The organism is Arthrobacter sp. 05T420 (assembly GCF_056396305.1).
On sequence record NZ_JBFTLG010000035.1, the window covers coordinates 1 to 2,876 of the forward strand.

1 protein-coding gene and 1 rRNA gene are annotated in these 2,876 nt (G+C 66.0%); one reads left to right on the forward strand and one right to left on the reverse strand.

What is annotated here, in order from left to right:
• Window positions 1–189: 189 nt before the first annotated feature.
• Window positions 190–2,724, forward strand: coding sequence for an HAD-IC family P-type ATPase (locus tag AC1DEM_RS21575; RefSeq protein ID WP_476886320.1), 2,535 nt, complete (start codon window positions 190–192; stop codon window positions 2,722–2,724).
• 66 nt (window positions 2,725–2,790) lie between these two features.
• On the opposite strand, the gene rrf is transcribed toward AC1DEM_RS21575, so the two are convergent.
• A 5S ribosomal RNA gene (gene rrf, locus AC1DEM_RS21580) occupies window positions 2,791–2,876 on the reverse strand; the annotation flags it as partial.

The following is a 2,876-nucleotide window of genomic DNA, read 5'->3' on the forward strand; positions in this document are numbered from 1 at the left end:
CTTCTCGCTGGTCTCCCTCTCGGCGACTTAGAAAACAATACACCCACCCACGCCCCACCGCAACTCCACCCCCGGCCACGGCCCCACCACCCCGCAACCCCGGAAATCCGCGGCAGAACACCGCTCCCGACCCCCAAACGGCACCCCGGGACGGCCTATCCTCCCTGTACCCTCCATCACATCCTCGCGTTGCGGCGGATACCATCGGAGGGTGAGGGCACACCGCCGGCGCCAGAGACGAACATCGCTCCATCGAAGTGCGTCCCGGCCGGCCGCCAGGGGCCTTTCGCAGCAGCAGGTGACAGCACGGGTCGAGCGTGGGCTTACCAACCGCGTGCCGGACACCCCAGCCGTAGCCTGTGGCAAATCTTCCGGGCCAACGTCTTCACGCTCTTCAACGCAATCGTCGGCACCAGCTTCCTCCTCCTGCTGCTTCTGGGGCAATGGCAGGATGCCCTGTTCGGACTCGCCGCGGTCGGCAACGCCGTGATCGGCGTCGTCGAGGAATACAGGGCCAAGAAGTCCTTGGACCGGCTGGCTGTTCTTGACGCCCCACTCGCACGGGTGCTGCGCGATGGTGAAATCCAGGAGATCGCCACGGCCGACGTCGTCCGCGACGAGGTCCTGGTGCTCCGGGCCGGAGATCAGGTCACCGCGGACGCCGCCGTACTCGACGCGTCCGGCCTCGAGGTGGACGAGTCGCTCCTCACTGGCGAAGCGGATCCCGTGGGCAAGGACGCAGGATCCGAAGTGCTCTCCGGATCGATCATTGTGGCCGGCCACGGCAGGGCCCAGGTTGTCCGAGTCGGGGCAGCGGCGTTCGCGAGCCGACTGACTGCAGATGCGCGCCGCTTCTCGCTGGTGAACTCCGAGATCCGCAACAGCCTCAACCGCGTACTCGGTTGGATTGCCTGGGTGCTCCTGCCTATGGCGATCCTCGTGCTCAACGGCGAGATCCGGGCGCGCGGCGGCTGGGAGGCCGTCCAATCCGCGGGGGCGTGGACGGCGGTCTTAGTGGGCCTCATTGCCAGCGTGATCGCCATCGTCCCGCTGGGACTCGTGCTGTTGACGAGTGTTGCCTTCGCCGTTGGCGGAGTCCGGCTCGCTAAACACAACGTGCTGATCCAGGAACTCGCGGCTGTTGAGGGACTGGCGCGCGTCGACGTACTGTGCATGGACAAGACGGGCACCCTCACGGAGGGTGGACTGGTCTTTGATGCTCTACACCTTTTGGTGCCGGAGCCGGGATGGGAGCAGGTCCTCGCATGGTTCGGCGCTGAACCTGAGGCGAATGCCACAGCACGCTGCCTGAGCACTGTTTTTGAGGACGACGGCGGCCTTCAGCCGATCTCGACGGTGCCGTTCTCCTCCGCCCGGAAGTGGAGCGGGGTCAGTTTCGACGGACGAACCCGTGCGGCGCACACCTGGATTCTCGGGGCACCGGAAATGGTCCTTGTCGAGGACCCGGCCCGGCCCCAGCCGCTAGCGATCCCCGCGCGCCACGGCACCGTACCGGGCCAGTCCGACGGACCGGATCGGCAAGACGTACTGCGCCAGGCCGGCGACTTGGCGGAGACCGGGCTGCGGACCCTGATTCTGGCCCGCGGCGGGCAGCTACCTGACGAGGGGAAGATGGAGCAGCTGCCGGAGTCGCTCCGTCCTGTTGCACTCCTGACTTTCCGGGAACAGCCCCGTTCGGATGCCCGGGAGACCCTCAAGTTCTTCCGCGCCGAAGGTGTCGGTTTGAAGATCATTTCCGGTGACGATCCCCGGACCGTTGCCGCTATTGCCCGCCAAGTTGGCCTGGAGGTCACGGAGGGCTTCGACGCACGCTCTCTGCCGGAGGACCCGCTGCAGCTGGAGGAGGTGATGGAATCAAATATGGTGTTTGGCAGGGTGACGCCCGCCCAGAAGAGGCAGATGGTCGAGGCACTCCAGCGCCGGGGACATACTGTGGCAATGACCGGCGACGGCGTCAACGACGCCCTCGCGCTCAAGACGGCCGATCTTGGCATCGCCATGGACTCTGCGGCACCCGCCACGAAGGCTGTGGCGCGCCTGGTGTTGCTCGACGGCCGCTTCGACCGGCTTCCCGGAGTCCTCGCTGAGGGCAGGCAGGTCATTGCCAATATTGAGCGGGTCTCCAGCCTCTTCCTCAGTAAAACAGTCTATGCGACTGCCATCGCGATGACCTTCGGGCTCCTGCAGTGGGAGTTCCCGTTTCTTCCCCGCCAGCTATCCTTCACAGACGGCCTGACGATCGGAATCCCGGCCTTCTTCTTGGCGCTCATGCCGAACCCACGCCGCTATCAGCCCGGGTTCCTGCGCCGGTCACTGTGGTTCTCCTTGCCTGCAGGACTGATCGTGACGGCTTCCCTGCTCACACTGAACGCACTCGCGCCGCTGGCCGGCACGGCCACGCCAGAACAAGTCAGCAGCGCCTCTGTGCTGACGCTGTCCATGGTCGGGCTGTGGATACTCTCAGCTGTCTCCCGGCCTCTTAATGCAGGTCGTCTGGCCGTGGTGGTGGGCATGAGTGTCTCGCTGGTGCTCCTGCTCAACGTGCCGCTCGCGCAGGAGTTCTTCCTGCTCTCCCGCCCACCCGGCGGGTTGTTGCTGGCGGCCGTGGTGTGCGGGGCAGGCGGGGGCCTCGCGGTCGAGGTCCTGGCCCAGATCCATGCCCGGATCTTCCCGGTCGCGGGAGGGTTCCCGGCCGACCCGTAGCGGGTTGTGCCGGTTAAATGCGGGAGGACCCCCAACGTGGTTGGGGGTCCTCGACCGTTAATGGTGTTCCGGCGGTGACCTACTCTCCCACACCCTCCCGGGTGCAGTACCATCGGCGCTGTGGGTCTTAGCTTCCGGGTTCGGGATGGGAC